Raw genomic sequence first — 24900 nt, 5'->3', positions numbered from 1 at the left:
GGGGTGGCGATGACCGAGAGCTTTCCCGTCGGCAGACCGTCCGGCTGCCCGTTCGACCCGGCGCGCGAGTACGCCGTGTACCGCCGGACCGAGGAGCTCGCGAAGGTGGCGACGCCGGCCGGTGTCGACGCCTACGTGATCAGCCGGTACGACGATGTCCGCACGTTGCTCCGGGACAGCCGGCTGAGCTCGCGACCGGCGCCGTCCGATCACGTCGTCCCGGACGCGGATCTGGAGCGGGAGGTGGAGTCGGGCTCGATCCTGCAGGTCGACGGCGCGGCGCACAAACGCCTCCGCAGGCTGCTCGCGACCGAGTTCGCGGCGCGGCGGATGGAGGCGATGCGACCGCGGATCGCCGCGATGATCGACGAGCGGATCGACGCGATGCTCGCCGCCGGAGGACCCGTCGACCTGGTGAAGGAGTTCGCGCTGCCGATCCCTTCGCTGGTGATCTGCGAACTCCTCGGCGTCCCGTACGCGGACCGCGACGAGTTCCAGGAGCGGAGTGCGTTGCTCGTCCGCGTCGACGGCTGGACCGACGAGATCGGCCGGGCCAGTGACGAGCTGAACCAGTACATCGTCGGGCTGGTGCTGGCCAAGCAGGCCAGGCGCGAGGACGACCTGCTCTCCCGGCTGATCACCCGCGGCGAGGAGTCCGGTACGCCGTTGAGCCTGGAGGAGCTCGTCACGGTCGGGGTCACACTGCTGATCGCCGGACACGAGACGACCGCGAACATGATCGCGCTCAGCACGCTCGCACTGCTGCGCAACCCTGACGAGCTCGCCAAGCTGCGGTCCGATCCGACGCTGGCGCCGGCGGCGGTCGAGGAGCTGCTGCGCTACCTGTCCGTCGTGCACTTCGGGCTGTTCCGGCAGGTGACCGACGAGTTGCCGGTCGGATCCTCGACGATCGAGGCCGGCGGCTTCCTGATCGCGGCGCTGTCCTCGGCGAATCGTGACGAGACGGTGTTCCCGGACCCCGACCGGCTCGACGTGGAGCGCGAGGCCGCGGCGCATGTCGCCTTCGGGTTCGGACCGCACCAATGCCTCGGTCAGCAGCTGGCGCGGGTCGAGTTGCAGGAGGTCTTCACCCGGCTCTTCACGCGCATCCCGACCCTGCGGCTCGCCGTACCGTTCGAGGAGATCGACTACAGAAACAACACGCTCGTGTACGGAGTGGCAGCGCTGCCAGTCGCCTGGGACGCCCCGATCTGAACATCTCTTAACCGAACCCCGGTCGGAACCAGATCTCCGGGCCGCTACAGTCGAGCCGGTGAGTGAGTACTCAGAAGGTCAGCGCAAGCCCCGGGTCGCCGTCGTCTTCGGCGGCCGGTCGAGCGAGCACGCCATCTCGTGCGTGACCGCCGCGAACGTCCTGCAGGTCATCGACCGGGACAAATACGACGTGGTCCCGGTCGGCATCAGTACCAGCGGGCACTGGGTGCTGGAGAGCGGCGACCCGGAACGGCTGTCGATCACCGACGGCAAGCTCCCCGAGGTCGACGTGACCGCGATGCCGGTGCTGTTCGGCGCGAACCGCGAACTCGTGGTCAGCGAGCCGGGCCAGGTGCCGAGCACGCTCGGCGCGGTCGACGTGGTCTTCCCGCTGCTGCACGGCCCGTGGGGCGAGGACGGCACCATCCAGGGCCTGCTCGAGATGTCGGACATCCGGTACGTCGGTTCCGGCGTCCTGGCCAGCGCCGTCGGCATGGACAAGCACTACATGAAGGTCGTCTTCGAGGGCGCCGGGCTCGAGGTCACGCCGTACGTCGTGATCCGCGATCGGGACTGGATCCGGGACCCGGAGGCGTGCCGCGCATCGGTCGACGCGCTCGGCTACCCGGTGTTCGTGAAGCCGTGCCGGGGCGGGTCGAGCCTCGGGATCAGCAAGGTGACCAGGCGCGACGAGCTCGACGAGGCGGTCGCGGTGGCGCGGGCGCACGACCCGAAGGTGATCGTCGAGGCGTCGGCGAAGAGCCCGCGGGAGATCGAGGTCGGGGTGCTCGGCGGGCCGGCCGGCCGCGCCCCGGAGGCCAGCGTCTGCGGTGAGATCGCGGTGTCGGGCGGCGGGCACGACTTCTACGACTTCGAGACCAAGTACCTGCCGGAGGGCGAGGAGTACACGGCGCTCTCGGTGCCGGCCGACCTGCCGTCGGAGATCGCGGACGAGATCCGCGCGAAGGCGCTGATCGCCTTCGACGCGATCGAGGCCGAGGGTCTGGCGCGCGTCGACTTCTTCCTGGACGCCGACAACCAGGTCGTGATCAACGAGATCAACACGATGCCCGGCTTCACGCCGACCAGCATGTTCCCGCGGCTGTGGGCGGCGTCGGGCAAGGACTACGCGACGCTCGTCGAACACCTCCTCACCCTGGCGATGACCCGCCCGACCGGCCTGCGCTGAGTCGCACCGTGGTCCTGGTCGACACGCAGCACGGCCCTGTCGCCGGGACCGACGCGCTCGCGTTCAAAGGCATCCCGTACGCCGCGCCGCCGGTCGGTCCGAACCGCTTCCGGCCGCCGGTCGCGCCGGAGCCGTGGACCGCGCCCCGCGACTGCCGCGGCTACGGGCCGACGGCGCCGCAGACCGCGCCCGAGGGCGTGATCGGCGCGCTCGTGCCGCGGGTGATCGTCTCTGGGGACGACTACCTCAACCTCAACGTGTGGACGCCGGCGCTCGACGGGCAGGCGCCGGTGATGGTGTTCGTCCACGGCGGCTCGTTCACGAGCGGGTCCGGAGCGTTGTCGGTGTACGACGGCTCGCGGTTCGCGCGTGACGGCGTCGTCCTGGTGACGATCAACTACCGGCTGGGCGCCGACGGTTTTCTGTGGTTCGGCGACGGGACGCCGAACCTCGGGCTGCTCGACCAGATCGCCGCGCTGACCTGGGTCCGCGACAACATCGCGGCGTTCGGCGGCGACCCGGGCAATGTGACGGTCTTCGGCGAATCCGCCGGGGCGATGAGCGTGTGCACGCTGCTCGCGATGCCGGCGCCGATGGGCTGTTCCGGCGGGCGATCGCGCAGTCGGGCGCCGGGCACAACACGATCAGCGCGGCGAGCGCTCGGGCGGTCGGCAACCGGCTGGCGGCGATGCTCGGCACGGCGCCGACGCGCGAGGCGATCGCGGCCGTGCCGGTGCAGAGGCTGCTCGCCGCACAGGACAGCCTCAGTCGGCAGGTGATGGCCAGGCCGCGTGCCAAGGTGTGGGGCGATGTTGCCCGGACGCTGCTGCCGTTCAGCCCGGTGGTCGACGGTGAGCTTCTGCCTGCCGCCCCCATCGGCGGAATCCGGCCGGACGTCGACCTGATGATCGGCACGAACAGCGAGGAAGCCCGGCTCTTCCTGGTCCCCACCGGTCTCGCCTCGCGTCTCAACACGCCCGCGCTGTACGCCGCGGCCGCGCTTCGCTTCGGGCTGCCGGCCCGCGGGGTCCGTCGCTACCGGGCGAATCGTCCCGGCTCCACGCCAGGCGATGTCCTGGCCGCGATCATGACGGACTCGTACTACCGCATCCCCGCGGTCCGGCTGGCCGAGGCCCGGCCCGGCGCTTATGTGTACGAGTTCGCCTGGAGGTCGCCTGCCTGCAACGGGACGCTCGGCGCCTGCCACGGCCTCGAGCTCGGGTTCGTCTTCGACAACCTGGACGACCCTGCGGCGACGCCGATGCTCGGCGCCGCACCGCCGCAGCACCTCGCGGACCTCATGCACCGGACCTGGATCGACTTCGCCCGCACCGGCGACCCCGGCTGGCCGCCGTACACCCGCGAGCACCGCGTCAGCCGTCATTTCAACACCGCTTCCGGCACCACCACCAACGACCGCGTCGACGAACGCCTCGCCTGGCCTCGCCGCTGAGCAGTCACAGCCTGTCGGCCCGGGCACGCAGGTAGCGCTGTTGCGGGACACTCGTCGTCCGCGTCGCCGCCTCCTCGTACGCGGCTCGCGCGCCGGGCACGTCACCGGACATCTCCAGGAGATGCGCCCGGACCGCCGGCAGCCGGTGGTCGGCGGCGATCCGCTGGTCGTTCTCGATCGAACCGAGCAGCGCCAGCCCGTCGTCAGGTCCGCGCGCCATCGCGACCGCGACGACGTGGTTGAGCGCGACCATCGGATTGTCGGTGAGCTGCAGCAGCACCTCGTACAACGCGACGATCTGCGGCCAGTCCGTCTCCTCGGCCGTCGGTGACTCGTCGTGCACGGCCGCGATCGCCGCCTGCAGCTGGTACGGCCCGACGGGTCCCCGGGGCAGCGTTGCCGTGATCAGCTCGACGCCCTCGCGAATCAGCTCCGAGATCCACAACGATCGGTCCTGCTCCGCCATCGGCACCAGCTCGCCGAGCGGCCCTGTTCGCGCCGGCCGACGGGCGTCGGTGAGCAACAGCAACGCCAGCAACCCGGCGACCTCGGCGTCGTCCGGCAGCAGCCGGTGCAGCATCCGCGCCAGCCGGATCCCTTCGGCGGCCAACTCGACCCGCTGCAGGCTCGGCCCCGTCGTGCTCGTGTAGCCTTCGTTGAAGATCAGGTACACGACCTTCAGCACCGCGCCCAGCCGCTCATCGCGGTCGGCCGGCATCGTGAACCGCGCGCCGCTGTCCTGCACGGTCGTCTTCGCCCGGGTGATCCGCCGCGTCATGGTTGCCTCCGGCACCAGGAACGCCCGCGCGATCTCCGCCGTCGTCAGACCGCCGACCGCCCGCAACGTCAACGCGATCTGCGACGCCGGCGACAGCGACGGATGGCAGCACAGGAACAACAGCACCAGCGTGTCGTCCGTGTCCCCGACGGACTCGCCCTGCGGCGCCCAGGCAGCGACCCGGTCCTCCCGCCGCTGACGAGCCTGCTCCCGCCGGAGCAGATCCGTCAGGCGGCGCGAGGCGACCGTGATCAACCAGCCCCGCGGACTGTCCGGCACGCCGTCCACCGGCCACTGCTGCGCCGCCGCGAGCAGCGCCTCCTGCACCGCGTCCTCAGCCGTGTCGAAATGCCCGAACCGCCGGACGAGCGCCCCGAGAACCTGCGGCGCCAGCTCCCGCAGCAGTTCGTCGAGAGCGCCACTCATGTCCGGTCACTCCACCAGCTCGTCGCGCCCCTCGACGATCGGCCGGATGTCCGCATACGCGGTCGCGCGGGCGAACTCGGGCGCCGGCGTGTCCCCGAGCCGCGCCGCGATCTCGGTGGCCCGGTCGAACGACTCGCACTCGACGATCCAGTACCCCGCGAGCACCTCCTGCGTCTCGGCGTACGGCCCGTCGGTCACCACGGACTGCCCGTCCTTCGACCCCAGCCGCCGGGTGAGCACCGGCGCCGCCAGCCCACGCGTCTCGACCAGCTCCCCGGACGCGACCAGGTCGTTGTTGAACTTCTCCATGAACGCCCCCATCGCCGCGAAGTCCTCCGGCTTCCAGGCCGGCTTCCCGGTGTCCTTCCCGGCCATGCCGTCGTAGTCCTGCTGCGACGCATACGTCAGGATCATGTACTTCATCAGCTTCTCCCGTCGTCCGAGCACCCACCACCGGGCACTTCCACCCGAGACGTCGCCCCCGCGCGCCGCAACCGGACACGAACCAGCAGACGATTTTCGATCTCGTCAGGGAGTATGCCAACCGGCAGAAGTCCCGAGGCCCGCCCGCCCTCAGCCGCCGCCAAGTGATCACCTCCAACCGGATACCTGCCCCCCCCCCCCGCCCGTAGCCCGCAGTTCACGGGTTCACCCCGCAGGTTGTCCGTTCGCGGCTCGCACACCACGGGTGAAGGGGCAACGGCGAAGGTGAACCCCTCAAACGGCCGGGACGGGCCGGGGCCGGGGCCTGGGGCTGGGGCTGGGGCTGGGGCTGGGGGAGGGGGAGGGGGAGCGTGGGGGCAGGGCTGCGCGGGTTGTCAGGTGCAGGGGGTGACGAGTTTGTTGTGTTTCTGGACGGCGTCCGAGACGTCGGTGAGGGCGTTGGCTTCGGGGGAGTACTTGGAGGGCACGGCCACCTCGAAGTAGAGCGTGCGGCCGATGGTGGTGAAGATGAAGCCGTTCTTGACCTCTTTGGCGAACCAGCCGACGCCGTTCACCTCGAAGCACTGGGACTGGGCCTCGGCCATGCCGGCGGGGGCGGCGACGCCGCAGGTCATTTCGATGGGCGGGTCGCCGTACGCCGTGGTGAGCGGGCTCTGCGGCGAGGTTTCCCGGCGCTCGGCGTCGAGGACCTTGTCGGGGAGGGCCTTGATCAGGTCCGCGCAGGCGGCGGCGACCTCAGGGCCGGGGGAGGGGACGGGGACGGGCGTCGGGCCGGGGGTGCAGCCGGCGACCAGCAGCAGCGCGAACGCCGCGGCCACGCCCCGGAACACGCCCGACCGCAACAACGGGACCGGTCCAGCCGCAGTGGCTCGGGCGCGTGCCGATCCGGCGAGCGTTTGCTTGGCCATCTGAGAACGTGGCGGGTCTGGCGTGTCGGGCTTCAGATGTGGACGACGGGGCAGGTCAGCGTGCGGGTGATGCCGGGGACGTTCTGGACCCGGGCAACCACCAGTTTGCCCAGCTCGTCGACGTTGCGGGCTTCCGCGCGGACGATCACGTCGTACGGACCGGTGACGTCCTCGGCCAGGGTGACTCCCTGGACCTCGGCGATCTGTGCGGCGACGTCGGCCGCCCGGCCGACCTCGGTCTGGATCAGGATGTAGGCCTGGACCACCACGTCGTTCTCCACTCAGTCGTCCTCAGCTGGGCTCCAGCCACAGTACTGCCAGGTGGCTGGGCGTACTCGTTGCCCGGTCACGGTACCGCCTAGACTCCGGTCAGCGATATGGGAGGTCTGCTGACGTGACAGAGACGTTGGGGAGCACGGGTGAGTTCGGCCTGATCGCGGCCGTCACCAAGGGGCTGTCCAAGAGTGAGGACGTCCTGGTCGGTCCTGGCGACGACGCTGCCGTGATGGCGGTGCCGGACGGCCGCATGGTGATCACGACGGATCTGCTGGTCGAGGGCCGGCACTTCCGCCAGGACTGGTCGTCGGCGTACGACGTGGGCCGCAAGGCCGCCGCGCAGAACCTGGCCGACGTGGCGGCGATGGGCGCCCGCCCGACCGCGCTGGTGGTCGGTTTCGGCGGCCCCGCCGACCTGCCGACCGCCTGGGCTCTGGAGCTGAACCAGGGCCTGGTCGACGAGTGCGATCTGGTCCGGGCGAGCATCATCGGCGGCGACACGGTCCAGTCCGACAAGATCGTCGTCTCGGTGACCGCGTTCGGCTCGCTGGACGGTCGTGCGCCGCTCCTGCGATCCGGTGCCCGCCCGGGCGACGAGGTCGCGTACGTCGGGCGGCTGGGCTGGGCGGAGGCGGGCTGGACGGTGCTGGCGCGCGGGTTCCGCTCGCCGCGGGCCGTGGTCGAGGCGCACCGGCGCCCGCAACCGCCGTACGCCGAGGGTCCGCGGGCCGCGCTTGCCGGAGCCTCTTCGCTGTGTGATGTGAGCGACGGCCTGCTGGCCGACCTCGGCCACATCGCGACGGCGAGCGAGGTGATCATCGACGTTCACACGAAGGCGCTCACGGTGCCCGAGCCGCTGCAGGCGGTGGCCGCCGCGACCGGTGTGGACGCGCTGCGGTTCGTGCTGACCGGTGGCGAGGACCACGCCCTGGTCGGTACCTTCGAGCCGGCCGACGTGCCCGAGGGCTGGACCGTGATCGGCTCGGTTGCTGAGGGCAACGAGGAACGCCCGACCGGGACCGTGACCGTCGACGGCTCGCCGTATGCTGCGGAGACCGGCCACGCCCACTTCAGGAGTTGAGATGCCGCCCCCCAGAGTGCTGACGATCGCCGGCTCCGACTCAGGTGGCGGAGCCGGCATCCAGGCGGACCTGAAGGCGATGCTCGCCAACGGCGTGCACGGCATGAGTGTGCTGACCGCGATCACCGCGCAGAACAGCCTCGGCGTCCAGGGCGCCTGGGAGCTGCCGGAGGAGCAGGTGCGCGCGCAGTTCCGCAGTGTGGTGGACGACATCGGCGTCGACGCCGTGAAGACCGGCATGCTGGCGTCCGAGCCGATGGTCCGCGTGGTCGCCTCGCTGCTGCGGACGCTGCCGCCGGACGTGCCGGTCGTCGTCGATCCGGTGTCGGTCTCCAAGCACGGCGACGCGCTGCTCGCGGCCGACGCGATGGAGGCCCTGCGCACGGAGATCGTTCCGCTCGCCACGGTCCTCACACCGAACCTGACCGAGCTCGGACCGGTCTCCGGCATCGACCTCGAGACGGTTGAGGACCGGGAGCTCGCCGCGAAGGCGCTGCTCGACGCAGGAGCGGACTGGGTGCTGGTGAAGGGCGGCCACGACGTCGGCACGGCGTCGGTCGACGTGCTGCACGGTCCCGGCGTACGGCGTGCGTACAGCGCGGTCCGGGCCGACAACACGCACACGCACGGCACGGGCTGCACACTGGCGAGCACCATCGCGTCGTACCTTGCTCGTGGGTACGACGTGCCGAGTGCTGTGGGCGCGGCGAAGGAGTACGTGACCGGTGCGATCGGGGCCGGGTTCGCGCTCGGCGACGGTATCGGTCCGGTCGATCACGCGTGGAGATTCCGAGGGAGTGCCACTTGAGCAAGCAGCAGCCCCCTGTCGACGGGTACTGCGAGCAGTGCGGTTTCAACTACGACACCGGTGACCTGCAGGGCACGGTGACCCTGCTCATCCGGCAGTCGGCGGACTGCAGCATGGCGCTGACGAAGGCAGCGGCCGGTCCGGACCCGAATGTGGTGCGGCTGCGGCCGGAGCCGGAGGTGTGGTCCGCGATCGAGTACGCGTGCCATGTCCGCGACGTCCTCGAGGTGCAGCGGCACCGGATCGCGCAGTGCCTGGCCGAGGACCGGCCGGTGTACGCGCCGATGGACCGCACCGGCCGGGTGAAGCAGCAGAAGTACGAGGACCAGGACCCGATGGAGGTCGCCGCCGAGCTGGTCCGCTTCGCCAAGGAGTTCGGCGCCGCGGCGCGGGTCCTCCGGCCGCAGGAGCTGGGCAAGCTCGGCCTCTACAACTACCCGGTCCGCGCCCCCCGCACGCTCGGCTGGATCATCCGCCACACCGCCCACGAGATCCAGCACCACCGCCACGACATCATCGAGATCCTGGCCCAGGTGGAGCCTCCGATCGTCCCCAAGCCGACCGTGGACGAGGACGCCGAGGAGGTCCGGACGCCGGATCTCGAGCCGTCTCAGGAGGCGTGAGCCGCGAGCTCCCGCACGATCGGGTCGCGGGCGGCCTCGAGCCGGCGCATCGCCTGCGGAACGGGCGCCCTGTTGAGCTGTCCGGTCACGCCGAGGATGAGCTGGTCGTGCGGCGGCCCGAGCCTGATGGCGCCGCACCACCAGCCGAGCCGCGCCTCCTCGTACTCCGTCGCGCGGCCGGTCTCCGCCGCCTGGCGGACGCGCGCCTCGTACCTGCCCGGGAGCGTGATGGTGCGGGGAGTGTGCCGCGGTAGCCCGCGGCGCAGGACCCGTTCCATCGCCTCGGGATGGTCGACCGCGACGAGTTGGGCGCCGGCCATCCCCGGAAAGGTGTCGTACTCGAACCGCGTGGGCCACTCGCGGGCCATGAACCGGCCCTGCGGACGATCGTGGGCGGAGTCGGCGATCGCGAGGTAGCCGGTCGCGTCGGTGTGCGCGACCCAGGCGATGGCGCCGGTGCGTTGATGCAGCTCGTGCAGGAACGGCCGGATCAGGTCGGACTTGCAGGCGAGCCGCTCCGCGGTCCTGGCGAAGGCGCGCATCCGCGGCCCGAGTTGGTAGCCGGCAAGGTCACGCTCCAGCAGCCGCCGGCGGACGAGGTCGTCGGCGATCCGCCGGACGCTCGGCTTCGGGATGCCGGTCAGCTCGGTCAGCTTGGCCAGTCCGGTCGGCGCTCCGGTCTCGGCGAGCACGTCCAGGATCGCGAGCACCCGCCCCGTCACGGTGTGGTCGTCCATCTCCGGCCCCCTGTCCCCTGTGCTCCTTCCAGGGTGGCAGCTCAGCGTGTCGGTGTGCAGCCGATTTTGTGATCCTGCCGTGTCACTGAGTGATCCGCGACGCGTGCCCGGCGCCGATCGCGGTGGCGATAGTTGTCGCAACCAACGGGAGGGGACGGCGATGGCCGAGCAGAACGAATGGCGTTTCTGCACCAAATGCAACAGCTTGTTCTACGACGGGTACGACGCGAAGGGCGCCTGTGCCGCGGGCGGATCGCACACCGCGATGGGCTACGACTTCATGCTGCCGTACGACGTGGCGCCGACGGCGACCGCGCAGGACGGCTGGCGCTTCTGCACCGGGTGCCAGGCGATGTTCTACGACGGGTCGCCGGACCAGGCGCCCTGCCCCGCGGGCGGGAACCACGCCGCCGCGGGCTTCAACTTCGTGCTGCCGCACGATGTGCCGGGAACGCCGGCGGCGCAGACGGAATGGCGCTTCTGCGGCGGCTGCCACGCCATGTTCTACGACGGGTACGACGACAAGGGGCGGTGCCCGCGCGGCGGCGCGCATGCCGCGCTCGGGTACGGGTTCGTCCTGCCGCACAGGCCGGACGGCGAGGTGCCCGCACCGGTCGTGGCGCTGCGCTACACCGGGATGATCTGCTTCGGCGAGGTGGACGTCGAACTCGACGGCGAGGACGAGATCTACATCCTGACCACCGTGATCACCTCGGAGAACGGCAACCCGGTCGTGCGGACCGAGCGGCACCCGATCGGTATCGGGACCTACGAGCACGTCAACCAGGGCGGATCGTGGGACGGCCCGGTCGCGGCCTGCTACCAGGGCCCGGCGCAGGACGTGTCGATCGTGGTCACGGTGATGGAGCACGACGAGGGCGATCCGGACAAGTACCGCGAGACGGTCGAGTCGGTGGCGCGGGCCGGCTCCATCGCGCTGCTCGGCGCCGGGATCCCGGTTCCCGACTGGGCGGAGAAGCTCGCCGTGGACCTGGTGAACGGCCTGCTGGATCTCGGCGACGACAACCTCGGCGTGGTCTCGAAGTCCTTCCGGCGCAGCGAGTTGCTGGCGGAGGCGGACAAGCCGCGGCTGGAGGAGCAGGGCGTGAAGTACACCTGGTTCACGATGCACAACGGCGAAGGTTCGACGTACAAGGCGTACTTCGACGTCGTGCCGGCCTGAGCCCCGCTGTCAGGACCGGTGGGCGACCCAGGACGCGATCGCCGGTTCGCTGGTGAGGTGGTCGAGCGCGAGTGCGGCCGCGCCGCGAAGCGGGCCGTCCGGCTGGTGAGTGGCCGGGAGTACTGGCGGGGGAGCGCCGCGGTGGAACGTCATGAGACCGCTCAGGTAGGCCTCGGTGAACGTGTCCTCGGCTGCGGCGCGGAGGGGTATCGCCAGACCTCCGATGGTCACTACGTCCGGGTCGTGCGCGTTCACCAGACCTGCGATGCCGCAGCCGAGCGCCGTGACCACCTTGGTCACGGCTGCTCGGGCAGCGCGGTCCGTGCGCCGGAGTACCTCTTCCGTGTACGCAACGGGATCGTCCGGAGTCGGCTGCCTCAGGTGGCGTGCCAGGGCGCGTCCGTCGATCTCCAGGTCCCAACAGCCGCGTGCACCGCACGGACAGGGGCGAGAGCGGTCACCCAAGGGCATGTGGCCGTACTCGCCGCCGGCTCCCGACGCGCCCTGCGCCGGTACGCCGTCGATCAGCAGCGTCCCGCCGATACCGACCTCGATGATCAGGTGCACCGCCGTACCAGCTCCGGCGGCTGCGCCTGTACGAGCTTCCGCCACGCCACTCAGCGTCGCGTCGTTACCGGCAAGCAGCGGCACGCCCGTGCCTTCAGTGACCTGCGTGAGGTCCAGCTCCACCCACTCGAGAGTGGGAGCCTGCATCAGGTGGTTGTCGCGGACAGTGCCCGGTACGGCGAGGCTGACCATCTGGAGCCGAGCGCCGTATCGCTGCTTGGCCTGCTCCACCTCGCGCCGCAGGTTCTTCAGCACGACCTGTGCGCGCCGACTGCGGTGCCGCTTGTACTGCGGGTCCTGCAGTGAACCGTCGAGCGCTACGACCGCACTGCGCCAACTGCTCTGCCGCAGGTCCAGTGCCAGCACCACAGGGCCTTGCGGATGCGGCTGCAGCACTGTTGTCGGCCGGCCGCGTCCCTGACTGGGGGCAGGTACTTCTGTCAGCAGATGTACGTCGCGTAGCCGGGCGGTCACCTCTGTGGCCGACCCGGTGCTCAGGCGCAACGCCCGCGCGACCGCGGCCCGGGTGATGCCGGGTTGACGGGTGAGCTGGGTCAGGACGTCCGCAGCCGTCTGCCATTGCCCCCGGCGCACTGGAGTCATCGGTGTCCTTCCCCTTATGCTCGGAGGACGAGTTTAATGGGAGGGGTCATGGAGATCCGGGACATCCGCGCCGTGCTGTTCGACATGGACGGCACTCTGGTCGATTCGGACGCGGTCGTCGACCGGAGCTGGAGCCGCTGGGCCACCGAGTTCGGCCTGGAGCCGGCCGAGGTGCTCGCGGTTGCGCACGGCAACCCGGCGATGGCGACCGTGGCGCACTTCCTGCCCGACGCATCGACGGCCGATCGGACCGCGGCATGGGCCCGGGTGTTCGATCTCGAGGTCAACGACGTCGACGGCGTCGTGGCCAAGCCGGGTGCGCTCGAGCTCCTCGGCACGCTGGAGCGGATCGGCCTGCCGTGGGCGGTCTACACCAGTGCGCCGGCCCAGCTCGCGAAGGTTCGGCTGACCGCGGCCGGGATCGCGCCGTCGGTCCTCGTCACGGTCGACGACGTCAGTCGCGGCAAGCCGGACCCCGAGGGGTACCTGCGGGTGGCCGAGCTGCTCGGCGTACCGGTGACGCGCTGCCTGGTGGTCGAGGACACGGTGGTCGGACTGTCAGCCGGGCAGGCGTCCGGTGCGCTGACGGCCGGGCTGAAGGGCATCCCGGCGGACATCGAGCTGCTTGACCTGCACCGCCTCGACGCGCTGTTCAAAGGTCTGGAATGACCGCGCAGGCTCCGGTACAGGCTGGAGCCCGCGCCGACGAGGTGCGGATCGGTGTCGCGCTGTCGGCGATGGGGTTCGTGCTGGCCGGGCTCGGGGCGTGCGTGGCGATCCTCGCGCGGGACCTCGACGAGCCGACCAGCCGGCTGGCGCTGCTGTCGTCCGGGTTCGCGGTCGGGCTGCTGCTGGTGGCGGTGGTCGGCCCGCGGATGCTCCGGCGGTGGCAGATGCCGACCGTTCTCGGGCTCGGCTCGGTCGTCTGCGCGCTGGGTGCGGTCCTGATCGCGGTCGCCCCGTCGTACGGCGTCGCGATCGCCGGCGGCCTCCTGGTCGGTCTAGGTGGCGCCCTGCTCGTCCTGGTCGCCCCGCTGATGCTCAACGGCCCGGCGGCCGCCGCCCGGCTGAGCCGCGTCAACGCGGTCGCCAGCGGGACCGGAATCCTGGCGCCGCTGGCGATCGGCACGCTGGACGGTCTGGGCCCCAGCGGACGGCTGGCCCTGCTCGCCGCGGCCCCGCCGCTCCTCGCGCTCGCTCTTCTGACCCGCCGCTCCAAGGCAGGAAAGCGAACGCAAGACGTCGAGCCGCCCGTGCCCGTCCTGATCGACTCCGCCCCGGCCGTCGGGTTGGGCCGGAAGTGGCGCCGAGTGGGCCGGCGGGTCGTTGTCGACGTGGGGGTCGGTTGGCTGCGCGTCGTGCTCGCCGTGGCCGTGGAGTTCTGCTTCGTGGTGTGGGCGGTGGCTCGGCTGGTAGCTGCCGGCCTGCCGACGGCGACCGCCGCGCTGCTGGGTAGTGCGTTTCCGATCGGTATGGCGGTCGGCCGGGCGATCGGCCCGATCCGGTGGCGCGGCTGGTCGCCGGTGTTCCCGTCCGGCCTGCTCGCCGCGTGCGGGACCTTGCTGGTGAGCATGGTCGACGTACCAGCCGTGGTCGCCCTCGGACTGGTCGTCGCGGGTCTCGGCGTCGCCCCGCTGTATCCGGTGACGCTCGCAGCCCTCGTCGCGATCCCTGGCATCAGCTCGGCCCGGCTCGCGGCGGTCGGCGCGATGGCCTCCGGTACGGCGATCCTGGTCGCGCCGGCGCTGCTCGCCGTCCTCGCCCGCGTCGTCGACCTGCGGACGGCCTACCTGGTCACGCTGCCGCTCATCGGCGTACTTTTTCTGCTGAGCCGTCGATCTGACCGGGCCGCGTTCGTGTAGGGGGTGAACGAGCCCGAAACGACGAACGAGGTGGCGTGATGTCCGAACTGAAGCTCCTGCTGGACGGCCTGGCCTTTCCCGAGTCCGCGCGCTGGCACGACGGCCGGCTGTGGTTCTGCAACTGGATCGAGCAGCAGATCGTCGCGGTCGACGCGGCCGGGAAGACCGAGACCTTCGAGGCGCCGGTCGAGCGCCTGATGGGCTGGTCGATCGACTGGTCGCCGGACGGCCGGCTGCTCGTCACCGGCGACAAACTGCGCCGCTACGAGCCGGACGGATCGATCACCGTGCTCGCCGACCAGGGCGCGAACGAGCTCGTCGTGGATGCCCGGGGCAACATCTACCTGAACGGCGCGGACTTCGACTTCGTCGGCGGCGAGGAGCCGGTGCCGGGCTGGATCCGGCTGGTCACACCGGGCGGTCAGGTGCGGCAGGTTGCCGACGACATCCAGTTCCCGAACGGCATGGTGCTGACCCCGGACGGGCGGATGCTGGTGATCGCGGAGTCGTTCGCCGGCCGGCTCACCGCGTTCGACGTCGCGCCGGACGGCGGGTTGTCGAATCGCCGCGTGTACGCCGAGAACCTCGGCCCGGACGGCATCGTGCTCGACGCCGACGGCGCGATCTGGACGCAGACCTGGGGCGAAGGCGTGGTCCGGGTGACCGCGGGCGGCGAGATCCTGGAGCGCGTCGACATTCCCGAGAACCGGGCGCCGTTCTCGCTCACGCTGGTGGACTTCGACGGACCGGCGCTGTGCGTGCTGACCGCGGAGTGGCGGATGGACGACAGCATCGCCGACAACTTCGCCCGCCTCACCGATGGCCGGCGGACCGGGCAGGTGCACACGATTCCGGTCGCCGTCCCGCCGGTTGCTCGCTAGCATCGCGGGCATGGAGTGCTTCGCCGCCGGGCGTACCCGGCGCTGACCCCGGCCTGTCGCTGCCTGCGCGCGTGCGACGGGCCGGTCGCGCCTGCCCGTTTACTTCACTCGTGAGAGGCACACTCCATGCAGATTCGTTCGTACGTCGACGGCGACCTGGCCCGGCTCGTCGACCTCACCATCGAAACGTTCGGGCCGTTCTTCGAGGAATCGTTCCGGCCGCTGGTCGGTGACCTGATCTTCACCCGCCGGCACGGCGACTGGCGCGGCGACTACCGCAGGCAGCTGCCCGGGTTGCACGATCCGGCGGCGCACAAGTATGTCGCCGTCGCGGAGGTCGACGGCGTACCGGTCGCGTACGTCGCCTGGCACCTCGACACCGAGCGCCGGCAGGCCACGGTCGAACTGCTCGCGGTCGCACGCGAGCACCGGCGCTCGACCATCGCGACCGAGCTGTGCGAGCACGCGTTCGCCGCGATGCGCACCGAGGGAGCGCAGTACGTCGAGATCGGCACCGGCGGCGACGCCTTCCACGCCCCGGCCCGCGCCTTCTACGAAAGCCTCGGCTGCGTGAAGCTCCCGGTCGCCGTCTACTTCCGCGAGCTGTAGCGCCAACCCGGTCCTACGGCTTGGCGTGCTTACCGACCATGCGGACGAGGGTGTCCGGTGGGATGACCTTGACGTGCGGTGCGAGGCCGTCGACGACGGTGAGGACGTCGTCGACGGACTTGCTCCAGGCATGCCAGACGACGATCGAGTAGCCGGCGGTCGAGAACGGGTTGCGGGTCGCGGTGTTCAGTTCGGCGGTGACCGATGCCTCGTCGGCGCCGTCGAGCCCTTCCCAGAGCATGGTGCGCGCGGAGATCACCGGCTTCCCCTCGGACCACACCACCTTGCCCTTGAGGCCGTCGTACCGCGAGTACTCGAGGTAGATCAGGCCGTCGATCTCGGGACGCTTCAGGTACGACGACCAGAGCCGGGTGTTCTCGAACGCGTCGAAATCGATGATCTGCGCCACCGAGAGATCGGACCGGCCCATCGCCTGCGCGAGCGACGCGGTGTGCTTGTCCAGCGCGGCGGAGGGGTAGCGGCTCGGGTACATGTACCCGCCGCCCGACGGGCCGACGACCCAGCGATCTTTCCGCGACTGGTCGTAGAACCACCGCATCACCGACGGCGCCAGGTCGATCAACGACGGCGAGATGCCCCAGCCGAGATCGACCTCACCCCGGCGTGGACTCCCGAACCAGCGCGGATCGGTCGGGAAGTCGCCGAGTGCCCACTGGATGTTGTCCCCGTCGGTGATCAGGAAACTCACGTAGTGCGCGTCCGGATCCGGCTCCGGGAGCTTGGCGGAGACCTGCTGCGTCAGGCGGTCCTCGCGAATGCCCGACAGGACCGACAAGTTGCGGGCGTGGTCGGCCGGCAGGGCTTTCACGCCGGTGGCGGAGTTGACGCCGATGAAAGCGTCCTCGCCGGCCGAGGCGTCGCCCCAGCCGATGACCGTGCCGTCGTCGTCCAGTGCTCCGACCACGCCGGCGCGGAACTCCGAGTTGCCGTCGAAGAAGGCCAGCGCCGCCGCCATCGTGACGTAGTCGCGGAGCCGCTCCGGGATGTCCGCGCGCTGCTCGACCACGACGTCGTGCCGCAGCCGGGGCCAGTAGGTCTCGAACACCCAGCGGTCGTCCTTGTCCCGCACGTCCAGGACCTTGCGCAATCCGTTGCGGATCGCGAGTGCCTCCAGGCTTTCCTCGATCGCCACGGCACCCGTCACGCCGGCGAGCGTGGTCGCGACGTTGACCGACGGGGTCCCGGCACGGAACAGAACATATCCGCGGACGCCGGACCGGCTGACGGTCTTCCACAGGTCACCGGTGCGCGCCCGGACGCCGTACCGTGCCACGAGGTCGTCGAGCCAGTGCTGGTAGCCGAGCCCGGGCAGGTTGAGGTAGAGCGATTCGCCGCCGCGCCGGGCCAGCAGGCCTTGCAGCGTTGTCGCCAGGGTCCGCTCGGGCAGGCTCAGCGAGGACTCGTCGAAGACGTTCAGCAACTGCGGCCGTTGCCCCGTGGGGTACGCCGACGGAGCGGGTGCGGCGCCGAAGGCGAGGGACGGCGAGACGGTGGCGGCGAGCCCGAGCCCGGCGGTGAGACCGAGGGCGTGGCGGCGCGAGAGTCGGCGATCGGACATGAGGTGCCTCCAGGGAGCGGCTGGTGGACTGTCCTCCGTTGTCAACAGGGGGCGACGATGCCACAGCCCCCGCGCCGTCACAAGACCTCAGACCGGAATCGGCAGGCCATGCCGCCGAAGAAGGTCCGCCAGAGCCGGTACGCCGGCGGACAGGTCGTAGTACTCCGCACGCAGCCCGACGCTCAGCGCACCGGCTACGTTGTCTTCGTTGTCGTCGATGAACAGCACGGCCGGCGCCGGCACCCGCAGGGCTCCGAGGATCGCCCGGAAGTACGCCGGATCCGGCTTGGCCAGCCCGAGGTCGCACGAGTAGAACGTCTGGTCGAACCACGCACCGTACCCGCGTTCGTCCTGCATGATCGCCCGCCGGTACGCCTGCTGGTTGGTCGCGAGGTGGCACCCGACGCCGGCCGTGCGCAGCGACTGGATCAGCGCGATCACCGCGGGCTCGGCGTCGAACCAGCTCCACGGCTCGAGGGCGTCGGCGAGCGATGCCGGCGAGTCCCAGCGCCGCAGGACGTCGGCCACCGCGTCGCGGAAATCGCCCTTGCCGACGAGCGCCGGCTTCTCGGCCCGCATCAGGTCCGCGACGAACGCCTCGCCGTCGGCGGGCACGAGCGCGGTGAGGCGCGACCACCAGTCCCGGGACGGGCGCTGGACGACCCCATCGGCATCGAAAAGGACGGCGGAGACGGCGGGTGAGCTCATGCCGTCATCTTGTCACCGGACCTTGACCGGTTCAGTCGGTATGCGCTTACCTACTGGCTACGTAAACATATGTGGACACCTTCCGGCGAAAACCAACAGAAAGCGCCAGGTGAGGCTATGACCCTGAGCAGAAGGCACTTCCTCGCGGTCGGCACATCAGCAGCAGCAGCCGCAGCCGCCGCGAGTCTCACCGGCTGCGGATCCCGCAGCTCACTGGGTGGATCGCACGAGCTCAGCATGTGGACATGGGTCGGATCCGTCAACGACGACCTGATCGGCCAGGCAGAGCAGGCGATCCCCGGGTTCGACACCATGAAGCTGGCCATGACCCGGATCGGCTCCAACTACAAGACCAAGGTGCTGACCGCGCTGGCCGGCAAATCCCTCGTCCCGGACATCGTCGCGATCAACGACGACGTCGCGACCTACTTCCCGAACGCCGACCAGTTTCACGACCTGTTCGAGCTCGGCGCGAAGGACCTCGAGAAGGACTTCCTGCCCTGGAAGTGGAAGCTCGGGATCACGCCGGAGAACAAGATGATGGCGTACCCGATGGACACCGGGCCGACCGCGCTGTTCTACCGCAGCGACATCCTCACCAAGGCCGGTGTCGACATCGATCCGGCCGCGGTCGCGGAGCTCGCGCCCGACTGGGACGCCTACATCGCGCTCGGCAAGAAGCTCAAGCAGGCCGTGCCGGGCTCGGCCATCACCGACAACATCAGCGGGATCTTCGACTACCGGATGGCGCAGCAACCCAAGCGCTACATGACCGAGGACGGGCAGTACATCGGCGACCAGGACCACGTCCGGCAGGCGTTCGACCTGGCCGTCCGGGTCGTCAAGGAAGGCCTCTCGGCGAACGCGCAGAACTCGACCGACAAGAACGCGGTCGTCACCAACGGCAAGCTCGTCGCCTACAACGCGGCCGTCTGGTGGGCCCAGCTCGGGCCGAAGAACGCGGCGCCGAAGACCAAGGGACTGTGGCGGGTGACGGCGGCTCCTGGTGGCGCCGGCAACCGCGGCGGGTCCTTCCTGGCGATCACGAAGTACTGCAAGAACCCCGAGGCCGCGTTCGCGTTCATCAGCTGGCTGGAGTCGGCGAAGAACCAGGCCCAGGCGTTCCTCGACCCGGTGCTCTTCCCGTCGACGCCGGCCAGCTACACCGACCCCAAGCTCGCGGCGCCCGACCCGTTCTTCGGCGGCCAGAAGATCGTCGACGTGTTCGCCGAGTCCGCGAAGAAGTACCCGGGCGCCTTCTTCTCGCCGTACGACAGCATCGTCGGTACGCCGATCGGCAAGGAACTGGTGAACGTCGAGGCCTCCGGCAAGGACCCGGATCTCGCCTGGGCGGACGCCCAGCACCAGGTCGAGCGGGAACTCACCCGGGCGGGGGCGATCTGACATGGCCGTGACCAGCAAGACGATCCCCGCCGCGGTCACTCCGGCCGCGGCCGCTACCGAGAAGCCGCCGAACAAGTACCGGCAGGCGTTCCCGCAGTACGCCGCCGTCTCGCCGTTCTTCGTCCTGTTCGCGATCTTCGGCGCGTTCCCGGTGCTGTTCTCGATCTGGATCTCGTTCCACTCCTGGGACGGCATCGGGCAGATGACCTGGGTCGGCCTCGAGCAGTACCGCTACCTGCTCAGCGACGCCACGTTCTGGCAGACGATCGGGAACACCCTGATCATCTGGGTGCTGTCCACCGTGCCGATGCTGCTGCTCGCGCTGGTGATCGCCAACGCGCTGCACAACGCGACCCGGCTGCGCACCTTCTACCGGATCGCGTACTTCATCCCGAACGTCACCTCGGTGGTCGCGATCACCCTGGTGTTCGGCTCGATCTTCAGCAACAACTTCGGCCTGCTGAACGCGTTCCTGCAGTCGATCGGAGTCGGCCAGGTCGAATGGCTGACCTCGCCGTGGGGCATCAAGATCGCGATCGCGACGATCGTCACCTGGCGCTGGGTCGGCTACAACGCGATCATCTACCTGGCCGGCCTGCAGGCGATCTCGGCCGACGTGTACGAGGCCGCCAAGGTCGACGGCGCCAGTCCGCGGCAGACGTTCTGGCGGATCACCGTGCCGATGATGCGGCCGGTCATCCTGTTCACCGCGGTCACCTCGACGATCGGCGGTCTGCAGATCTTCACCGAGTCCCGGGTGCTGTTCGGCGACACCAACAACATCGGCGGACCCGGCGACGCCGGTCTCACCATCGTGTCGTACCTGTACCAGAGCGCGTTCATCAAGAACCAGTTCGGGTACGGCGCCGCGATCGGCTGGGCGCTGTTCATCCTGATCGTGCTGTTCAGCATCATCAACTGGCGGCTGATCGGCGGCACCGACGACGAACGCCTGACCCGACGCGCCGCTCGGCGGGTGGAACGCAGGATCGCAGCCCAGAATGCCAAGAGGGAGGCCGCAGATGTCCGTTGAACGCGTGCGCACTGCCGTCGGTCACGTCGTGCTGATGCTCGGCGTGCTCGTCTCTCTTTTCCCGTTCTACTGGATGGTGGTGATGGCCTCCAACACCACCCCGGACATCTTCAGCTACCCGCCGAAACTCGTGATCGGCTCGCACCTGTTCGAGAACATGGGCAAGGTGCTCGACAACATCGACTTCTTCGGCTCGATGCTGCTCACGCTGGTCGCGTCGCTCGGCGTCACCGTGCTGGTGCTGTTCTTCGACTCGCTCGCCGCGTTCGCGTTCGCGAAGTACCAGTTCCCCGGCCGGAACCTGCTGTTCGGGATCCTGCTCGCAACCTTCATGATCCCGTCCCAGCTGGCGTTGGTGCCGCAGTTCGTGACGCTCGCCGAGTTCGGCTGGATCGGGTCGCTGAAGGCCCTCATCATTCCGGGCGCGGCGAACGCGTTCGGGATCTTCTGGATGCGCCAGTACGCCAAGGGCGCCATCCCCGACGAGCTCATCTCGGCCGCCAAGGTCGACGGCGCCGGGTTCTTCCGGCAGTACCTGACCGTCGGCCTGCCGGTGCTCCGGCCCGGTCTGGCCTTCCTCGGGATCTTCACCTTCATCAACGTCTGGAACGATTACCTCTGGCCGCTGATCGTGATGACGGACCCGAACCGCCTCACCCTCCAGGTCGCCCTCGACCAGCTCAACGGCATCTACGGCACCGACTACTCGATGGTGATGGCCGGTGCGCTGATGAGCGTCATCCCCCTGATCGGCGTCTTCCTGATCGGTGCCCGCTCGTTCATCGCGGACCTCGCAGCAGGCGCCATGAAGTTCTGACCCGAAACCACAACCAACAACGGGATCTCCTTTGACTGACCACAAGCTCCGCTGGGGCATCATCGGCACCGGCAACATCGCGTCCCGGTTCGCCAGTCAGGTGCCGACGTCGGCGACCAACGAGGTCGTCGCCGTCGGCAGCCGGTCGCTGGAGTCGGCGAACTCGTTCGCCGACAAGTGGGACATCGCCAACCGGCACGGCTCGTACGACGACCTGCTCGCCGACGAGGCCGTCGAGGCGGTCTACATCGCCACCCCGCACCCGATGCACGTCGAGTGGGCGATCAAGGCGGCCGAGGCCGGCAAGCACGTGCTGTGCGAGAAGCCGCTCGCCATCAACCGGGCGTGGGCCGAGGCGATGATCGAGGCCGCCGTACGCAACGACGTCTTCCTGATGGAGGCGTACATGTACCGGTGCCTGCCGCAGACCAAGCTGATCACCCAGCTGGTCCGCGACGGCGAGATCGGCGCCGTCCACCAGATCCAGGCCACGTTCGCGTTCGCCGCCGGGTTCCGGCCGGAGAGCCGGATCTTCGCCGACGACCTGGCCGGCGGCGGCATCCTCGACGTCGGCGGGTACCCGGTGTCGATGGCCCGGCTGATCGCCGGTGCTGCGATCGGACAGCCGTACGCCGAACCGGCCGCCGTGAACGCGGTCGGCCACGTAGGCGAGACCGGCGCCGACGAATGGACCGTGGCGACGCTGTTCTTCGACGGCGGCGTCACCGCTCAGGTCAGCACCGGCGTCCGGCTCGCCGACCGGAACCAGGTCCGGATCTACGGCAGCAAGGGCTACCTCCAGGTCGACGACCCGTGGTTCGGCGGCGACGGCAAGCCGAACAAGGTCGTCCTGCACAAGGTGGGGGAGGAGCCGCGGGAGCTGTCCGCGGAGCCGGCCCTGATCTACACGGCCGAGGCCGAGGCGGTGCAGGCGGCGATCGCCTCCGGCGCGCAGGAGGCGCCGGAGATGAGCTGGGCGGACACGCTCGGCAACCTCACCGTCCAGGACCAGTGGCGGGCCGCGATCGGGCAGCAGTACGCGAGCGAACGGGACGACGCGATCATCCCGACCGCGACCGGCCGGCCGCTCAGCCGGCGCGCCGACGCCCCGATGACGTACGGCACGGTGCCGGGCGTCGGCAAGCAGGTCTCCCGGCTCGTCATGGGCGTCGACAACCAGCAGACGCTGCCGCACGCCGCGGTGATCTTCGACGACTTCGTCGAGCGCGGCGGGACCACGTTCGACACGGCGTACATCTACGGCGGCGGGCGCGGCGAGAAGCTGCTCGGGCAGTGGATGACGTCGCGCGGCAACCGCGACGACGTCGTGGTGATCGGCAAGGGCGCGCACACGCCGTACTGCGACCCCGAGTCGATCACCCGGCAGCTGCACGAGAGCCTCGAGCGGCTGCAGACCGACCACGTCGACCTGTACTTCATGCACCGCGACAACGAGGACATCCCGGTCTCGGAGTTCGTCGACGTCCTCGACGAGCACTTCAAGGCCGGCCGGATCAAGGCGTTCGGCGGCTCCAACTGGTCCACCGAGCGCTTCGACGAGGCCAACGCGTACGCCGAGGCGAACGGCAAGCAGCCGTTCACACTGCTGAGCAACCACCTCAGCCTCGCGCGGGCGTACGACGTGCCGTGGGCGGGCTGCCGGCACGTCAGCGACGACGCGTCGCAGAAGTGGCTCCGGGAGCGGCAGGTCGCGCTGTTCCCGTGGTCGAGCCAGGCGCGCGGGTTCTTCACCGGGCGGGCCAAGCCGGAGGACACCTCGGACGCCGAACTGGTGCGCTGTTTCTACTCCGACGAGAACTTCCGTAGGCTGGACCGGGCGCGGGAGCTCGCGGCGGCCAAGGGCGTCGAGCCGACAGCGATCGCGCTGGCCTGGTTGTTGCACCAGCCGTACCCGGTGTTCCCGCTGATCGGGCCGCGGCACGTGAGCGAGACCCGGACCTCAACGCCGGGGCTGTTGGTCACGCTCACCGAGGACGAAGTGGCCTACCTCACTGCCTGACGGCCGAATTGGTGGGTGGCTGACACCCATGTAACATGATCTGTCGGAGTAACGACCCTGAACACGGAGAATCATGTCTAAGAAGTGCGATGTCTGCGGCAAGCAGCCGACGTTCGGCAACAGCGTTGCCCGCCTGGGTAAGGGCGCGATGATCCGCCGGGTCAAGGCTCGCACGCCGCGGCGGTTCAACCCCAACATTCAGCCGGTCAAGGCGCTCATCAAGGGCACCCCGACCCGCATGAAGGTTTGCACGTCCTGCATCAAGGCCGGCAAGGTCCAGCGCGTCGTCGGCTGATCTCAGCTTTCACTCCGTGTAGGGCCTTTCGGACAGGCGCCCGGGCAACAGCCCGGGCGCCTATTCGCGTTCCCCGACCTCCGTACCCCTCTCCACCGAGCCTCCCGCGCCGAGCCCGCCACCCCGGGGCCGTTTAAGGGGTGAACCTCTGCCCATGTCCGTTCGTCGGCCGTATGCAGGTGGTGAAGGGGCGCGTTCGGAGGTTCACCGCTCAAATTGCTGCGGGCCGGGCCGGGCCGGGCCGGGCCGGGCCGGGCCGGGCCGGGCCGCGCCGAGCGGGGCGGGCCGGGGCGCGCCGGAGCGGGGTGGGGTGGGGTGGGGTGGGGTGGGGCAGGCCCGGGTGGGTGGGGCGGGGTGCGGGGTGGGGCGTGGATCAGTGGTTGCGTCCGACGACGGTGATCTCGTTGCGGTTGTGGTGGAGCTGGCGGGCGTGGCGTACGTCGTACTGCTCGCGGAGCACGTCGAGGCCGCGGCGGGCGCCGTCGAGCGGGTTCCGGCCGCCGCCCTTCAGCGTGACGATCGCCAGACCGTTGCGGCGCAGGTGCCCGGCCGCGTCCAGCATCATCCGGGCGCTCGTCACCTGGTCCATCCGCATGTCGTTGACGACCACGTCGAAACGCACCCGGTTCGCGGCGAAGAACCGGCCCGCCGTCGTCGCCTCATGGTGGATCCGGCGGTCGCCGCGCAGCCGCGGATCGAGCGCCCCCGGGTCGACCGACCACACCTCCTGCCCGTGCTGCCGCAGGATCCGCGTCCAGCCGCCCGGTGCGGCGCCGAGGTCGACGGCCTTCCCGTGCGCGGGCAGCTCCAGCCCGAAGGTCGCGATCGCTTCCTCCAGCTTGAACTCCGACCGCGACACCCGCTCGTCGCCGCGGGCCAGGCGCATCCGCCCACCCGGCCAGTCCGACAGGCTGTCCGCGCGCCGGTTCAGCCCGAGCAGGATCGCCTTCCGGCCGACGAAGCACGAGACGACGTACTCCTGGCCGGAGCGCGTGACGGCCACGCCGCGGCCGGCCAGAGCCTCCTCGATGCGGTGGTAGTACGACCCGCCGGTCCCGGCGTCGTCGGTCCAGGCCTGGACGGCGAGCGCCTCGGGGTGGTGCGGAAGCTCACCCAGGATCACCTCGGCGAGCTCGTACGACGGCGGCAGCTCCTCGAGGCTCGCGATCTCCTCGGTCAGATGCCGGACGAACATGATCCGCCCCGCATCGCACGCCGCGGCCAGGTCGCGCACCGGCGGCCCGTCGACCCGCCCGAGCTCCGCGCCGACCCGCTGGATCCGTAGGTCGCGCCCGAACTCGCCCCGGATCTCGCGCACGGCCAACTCGTAACTGTCGGCCGCCGCCGAGAACAACACACTCCTGCCACCGCTCACCCGGGAACCCTACGCGTTAGCCTTCC

24 protein-coding genes and 1 pseudogene are annotated in these 24900 nt (G+C 70.1%); 16 read left to right on the top strand and 9 right to left on the bottom strand.

What is annotated here, in order from left to right; genetic code table 11:
- Window positions 1-9 precede the first annotated feature (9 nt).
- The 3 genes and pseudogenes from AB0L64_RS28345 (at window position 10) to AB0L64_RS28335 (ending at window position 3857) form a co-directional block, all read left to right on the top strand.
- Window positions 10-1215 (top strand): cytochrome P450, encoded by a 1206-nt coding sequence (locus AB0L64_RS28345; RefSeq protein WP_363714845.1) that lies wholly within the window; start codon window positions 10-12, stop codon window positions 1213-1215.
- A gap of 58 nt (window positions 1216-1273) precedes the next feature.
- Window positions 1274-2404: a D-alanine--D-alanine ligase family protein gene (locus tag AB0L64_RS28340; protein WP_363714843.1), complete on the top strand. Its 1131-nt coding sequence runs from the start codon at window positions 1274-1276 to the stop codon at window positions 2402-2404.
- Window positions 2320-3857, top strand: a pseudogene (locus tag AB0L64_RS28335) (carboxylesterase family protein). The gene AB0L64_RS28340 and the pseudogene AB0L64_RS28335 overlap by 85 nt, the downstream one beginning before the upstream one ends.
- Window positions 3858-3861: 4 nt before the next feature.
- Here AB0L64_RS28335 and AB0L64_RS28330 read toward each other — a convergent pair.
- The 4 genes from AB0L64_RS28330 to AB0L64_RS28315 all read right to left on the bottom strand — a co-directional run bounded on the left by AB0L64_RS28330 (window position 3862) and on the right by AB0L64_RS28315 (window position 6679).
- Window positions 3862-5061, bottom strand: coding sequence for a sigma-70 family RNA polymerase sigma factor (locus AB0L64_RS28330; RefSeq protein ID WP_363714841.1), 1200 nt, complete (start codon window positions 5059-5061; stop codon window positions 3862-3864).
- A gap of 6 nt (window positions 5062-5067) precedes the next feature.
- Entirely contained in the window at window positions 5068-5484 is a 417-nt protein-coding gene (locus AB0L64_RS28325; protein ID WP_363714839.1) for a YciI family protein, read from the bottom strand.
- 395 nt (window positions 5485-5879) lie between these two features.
- A complete protein-coding gene (locus AB0L64_RS28320; protein WP_363714837.1) occupies window positions 5880-6413 on the bottom strand; it encodes a DUF3515 domain-containing protein in 534 nt (177 codons plus the stop codon).
- 32 nt (window positions 6414-6445) lie between these two features.
- A complete protein-coding gene (locus AB0L64_RS28315) occupies window positions 6446-6679 on the bottom strand; it encodes an Lrp/AsnC ligand binding domain-containing protein (RefSeq protein ID WP_198682133.1) in 234 nt (77 codons plus the stop codon).
- 128 nt (window positions 6680-6807) lie between these two features.
- On the opposite strand from AB0L64_RS28315, the gene AB0L64_RS28310 reads away from it, so the two are divergent.
- The 3 genes from AB0L64_RS28310 to AB0L64_RS28300 are packed head-to-tail and all read left to right on the top strand — an operon-like array spanning window position 6808 to window position 9201.
- The gene (locus tag AB0L64_RS28310; RefSeq protein ID WP_363714835.1) at window positions 6808-7770 is read left to right on the top strand and encodes a thiamine-phosphate kinase; all 963 of its coding nucleotides are present in this window, start codon (window positions 6808-6810) and stop codon (window positions 7768-7770) included.
- Window position 7771: 1 nt separating this feature from the next.
- Window positions 7772-8578, top strand: coding sequence for a bifunctional hydroxymethylpyrimidine kinase/phosphomethylpyrimidine kinase (thiD, locus tag AB0L64_RS28305; protein ID WP_363714833.1), 807 nt, complete (start codon window positions 7772-7774; stop codon window positions 8576-8578).
- Window positions 8575-9201, top strand: a complete 627-nt coding sequence (locus tag AB0L64_RS28300) for a DinB family protein (RefSeq protein ID WP_363714831.1) — start codon at window positions 8575-8577, stop codon at window positions 9199-9201. Before thiD ends, AB0L64_RS28300 begins: the two co-directional genes overlap by 4 nt.
- Here AB0L64_RS28300 and AB0L64_RS28295 read toward each other — a convergent pair.
- On the bottom strand, window positions 9189-9938 hold the full coding sequence (locus AB0L64_RS28295; RefSeq protein WP_363714829.1) for a helix-turn-helix domain-containing protein: 750 nt from the start codon (window positions 9936-9938) through the stop codon (window positions 9189-9191). The genes AB0L64_RS28300 and AB0L64_RS28295 overlap by 13 nt on opposite strands.
- Before the next feature lie 160 nt (window positions 9939-10098).
- Between AB0L64_RS28295 and AB0L64_RS28290 the strand changes: the two genes are divergently transcribed.
- Window positions 10099-11121, top strand: coding sequence for a hypothetical protein (locus AB0L64_RS28290; protein WP_363714827.1), 1023 nt, complete (start codon window positions 10099-10101; stop codon window positions 11119-11121).
- A gap of 9 nt (window positions 11122-11130) precedes the next feature.
- Here the strand turns inward: AB0L64_RS28290 and AB0L64_RS28285 are convergent, their stop codons facing one another.
- The gene (locus AB0L64_RS28285) at window positions 11131-12291 is read right to left on the bottom strand and encodes an ROK family transcriptional regulator (protein WP_363714825.1); all 1161 of its coding nucleotides are present in this window, start codon (window positions 12289-12291) and stop codon (window positions 11131-11133) included.
- Window positions 12292-12339: 48 nt separating this feature from the next.
- Between AB0L64_RS28285 and AB0L64_RS28280 the strand changes: the two genes are divergently transcribed.
- The 4 genes from AB0L64_RS28280 to AB0L64_RS28265 all read left to right on the top strand — a co-directional run bounded on the left by AB0L64_RS28280 (window position 12340) and on the right by AB0L64_RS28265 (window position 15643).
- Window positions 12340-12960: an HAD-IA family hydrolase gene (locus tag AB0L64_RS28280; protein ID WP_363714823.1), complete on the top strand. Its 621-nt coding sequence runs from the start codon at window positions 12340-12342 to the stop codon at window positions 12958-12960.
- Window positions 12957-14153, top strand: coding sequence for an MFS transporter (locus tag AB0L64_RS28275; protein ID WP_363714821.1), 1197 nt, complete (start codon window positions 12957-12959; stop codon window positions 14151-14153). The genes AB0L64_RS28280 and AB0L64_RS28275 overlap by 4 nt, the downstream gene beginning before the upstream one ends.
- A 38-nt stretch (window positions 14154-14191) precedes the next feature.
- The gene (locus AB0L64_RS28270; protein ID WP_363714819.1) at window positions 14192-15034 is read left to right on the top strand and encodes an SMP-30/gluconolactonase/LRE family protein; all 843 of its coding nucleotides are present in this window, start codon (window positions 14192-14194) and stop codon (window positions 15032-15034) included.
- Between the two features lie 126 nt (window positions 15035-15160).
- Complete coding sequence (locus tag AB0L64_RS28265; protein WP_363714817.1) at window positions 15161-15643, top strand: GNAT family N-acetyltransferase; 483 nt, start codon at window positions 15161-15163, stop codon at window positions 15641-15643.
- Window positions 15644-15656: 13 nt separating this feature from the next.
- On the opposite strand, the gene AB0L64_RS28260 is transcribed toward AB0L64_RS28265, so the two are convergent.
- Together AB0L64_RS28260 and AB0L64_RS28255 are read right to left on the bottom strand one after the other, a co-directional pair.
- Window positions 15657-17222 (bottom strand): GxGYxYP domain-containing protein, encoded by a 1566-nt coding sequence (locus AB0L64_RS28260; RefSeq protein WP_363714815.1) that lies wholly within the window; start codon window positions 17220-17222, stop codon window positions 15657-15659.
- An 87-nt stretch (window positions 17223-17309) separates the two neighbouring features.
- A complete protein-coding gene (locus tag AB0L64_RS28255) occupies window positions 17310-17930 on the bottom strand; it encodes an HAD-IA family hydrolase (protein WP_363714813.1) in 621 nt (206 codons plus the stop codon).
- A 117-nt stretch (window positions 17931-18047) separates the two neighbouring features.
- Here AB0L64_RS28255 and AB0L64_RS28250 point away from each other — a divergent pair, with 117 nt between their 5' ends.
- From AB0L64_RS28250 to rpmB, 5 genes are all read left to right on the top strand, one after another.
- Entirely contained in the window at window positions 18048-19334 is a 1287-nt protein-coding gene (locus tag AB0L64_RS28250; protein ID WP_363714811.1) for an ABC transporter substrate-binding protein, read from the top strand.
- Window position 19335: 1 nt separating this feature from the next.
- Window positions 19336-20367, top strand: coding sequence for a sugar ABC transporter permease (locus AB0L64_RS28245; protein WP_363714809.1), 1032 nt, complete (start codon window positions 19336-19338; stop codon window positions 20365-20367).
- Window positions 20357-21184, top strand: a complete 828-nt coding sequence (locus AB0L64_RS28240; RefSeq protein ID WP_363714807.1) for a carbohydrate ABC transporter permease — start codon at window positions 20357-20359, stop codon at window positions 21182-21184. Before AB0L64_RS28245 ends, AB0L64_RS28240 begins: the two co-directional genes overlap by 11 nt.
- A gap of 31 nt (window positions 21185-21215) precedes the next feature.
- Window positions 21216-23204 carry an aldo/keto reductase gene (locus tag AB0L64_RS28235; RefSeq protein WP_363714805.1) on the top strand — a complete coding sequence of 663 codons (1989 nt, stop codon included), beginning with the start codon at window positions 21216-21218 and terminating at the stop codon, window positions 23202-23204.
- A 73-nt stretch (window positions 23205-23277) separates the two neighbouring features.
- Window positions 23278-23499 (top strand): 50S ribosomal protein L28, encoded by a 222-nt coding sequence (rpmB, locus tag AB0L64_RS28230; RefSeq protein WP_131463921.1) that lies wholly within the window; start codon window positions 23278-23280, stop codon window positions 23497-23499.
- A gap of 373 nt (window positions 23500-23872) precedes the next feature.
- Here the strand turns inward: rpmB and AB0L64_RS28225 are convergent, their stop codons facing one another.
- Window positions 23873-24874 (bottom strand): SAM-dependent methyltransferase, encoded by a 1002-nt coding sequence (locus AB0L64_RS28225; RefSeq protein ID WP_363714802.1) that lies wholly within the window; start codon window positions 24872-24874, stop codon window positions 23873-23875.
- Between the last annotated feature and the right edge of the window lie 26 nt (window positions 24875-24900).

The organism is Kribbella sp. NPDC051936 (assembly GCF_040680955.1).
In the GTDB taxonomy this organism is placed as follows: Bacteria; Actinomycetota; Actinomycetes; order Propionibacteriales; family Kribbellaceae; genus Kribbella.
The sequence above is the reverse complement of the archived record's forward strand: the minus strand, read 5'-3'. Positions and strand labels throughout refer to the sequence as shown.

Coding starts and splice junctions, on each gene's coding strand:
- AB0L64_RS28285 (WP_363714825.1), bottom strand. CDS start 12,291: ATGACTCCAGTGCGCCGGGGGCAATGGCAGACGGCTGCGGACGTCCTG.
- AB0L64_RS28325 (WP_363714839.1), bottom strand. CDS start 5,484: ATGAAGTACATGATCCTGACGTATGCGTCGCAGCAGGACTACGACGGC.
- thiD (WP_363714833.1), top strand. CDS start 7,772: ATGCCGCCCCCCAGAGTGCTGACGATCGCCGGCTCCGACTCAGGTGGC.
- AB0L64_RS28295 (WP_363714829.1), bottom strand. CDS start 9,938: ATGGACGACCACACCGTGACGGGGCGGGTGCTCGCGATCCTGGACGTG.
- AB0L64_RS28290 (WP_363714827.1), top strand. CDS start 10,099: ATGGCCGAGCAGAACGAATGGCGTTTCTGCACCAAATGCAACAGCTTG.
- AB0L64_RS28250 (WP_363714811.1), top strand. CDS start 18,048: ATGACCCTGAGCAGAAGGCACTTCCTCGCGGTCGGCACATCAGCAGCA.
- AB0L64_RS28280 (WP_363714823.1), top strand. CDS start 12,340: ATGGAGATCCGGGACATCCGCGCCGTGCTGTTCGACATGGACGGCACT.
- AB0L64_RS28345 (WP_363714845.1), top strand. CDS start 10: ATGACCGAGAGCTTTCCCGTCGGCAGACCGTCCGGCTGCCCGTTCGAC.
- AB0L64_RS28330 (WP_363714841.1), bottom strand. CDS start 5,061: ATGAGTGGCGCTCTCGACGAACTGCTGCGGGAGCTGGCGCCGCAGGTT.
- AB0L64_RS28245 (WP_363714809.1), top strand. CDS start 19,336: ATGGCCGTGACCAGCAAGACGATCCCCGCCGCGGTCACTCCGGCCGCG.
- rpmB (WP_131463921.1), top strand. CDS start 23,278: ATGTCTAAGAAGTGCGATGTCTGCGGCAAGCAGCCGACGTTCGGCAAC.
- AB0L64_RS28320 (WP_363714837.1), bottom strand. CDS start 6,413: ATGGCCAAGCAAACGCTCGCCGGATCGGCACGCGCCCGAGCCACTGCG.
- AB0L64_RS28255 (WP_363714813.1), bottom strand. CDS start 17,930: ATGAGCTCACCCGCCGTCTCCGCCGTCCTTTTCGATGCCGATGGGGTC.
- AB0L64_RS28275 (WP_363714821.1), top strand. CDS start 12,957: ATGACCGCGCAGGCTCCGGTACAGGCTGGAGCCCGCGCCGACGAGGTG.
- AB0L64_RS28270 (WP_363714819.1), top strand. CDS start 14,192: ATGTCCGAACTGAAGCTCCTGCTGGACGGCCTGGCCTTTCCCGAGTCC.
- AB0L64_RS28240 (WP_363714807.1), top strand. CDS start 20,357: ATGTCCGTTGAACGCGTGCGCACTGCCGTCGGTCACGTCGTGCTGATG.
- AB0L64_RS28260 (WP_363714815.1), bottom strand. CDS start 17,222: ATGTCCGATCGCCGACTCTCGCGCCGCCACGCCCTCGGTCTCACCGCC.
- AB0L64_RS28265 (WP_363714817.1), top strand. CDS start 15,161: ATGCAGATTCGTTCGTACGTCGACGGCGACCTGGCCCGGCTCGTCGAC.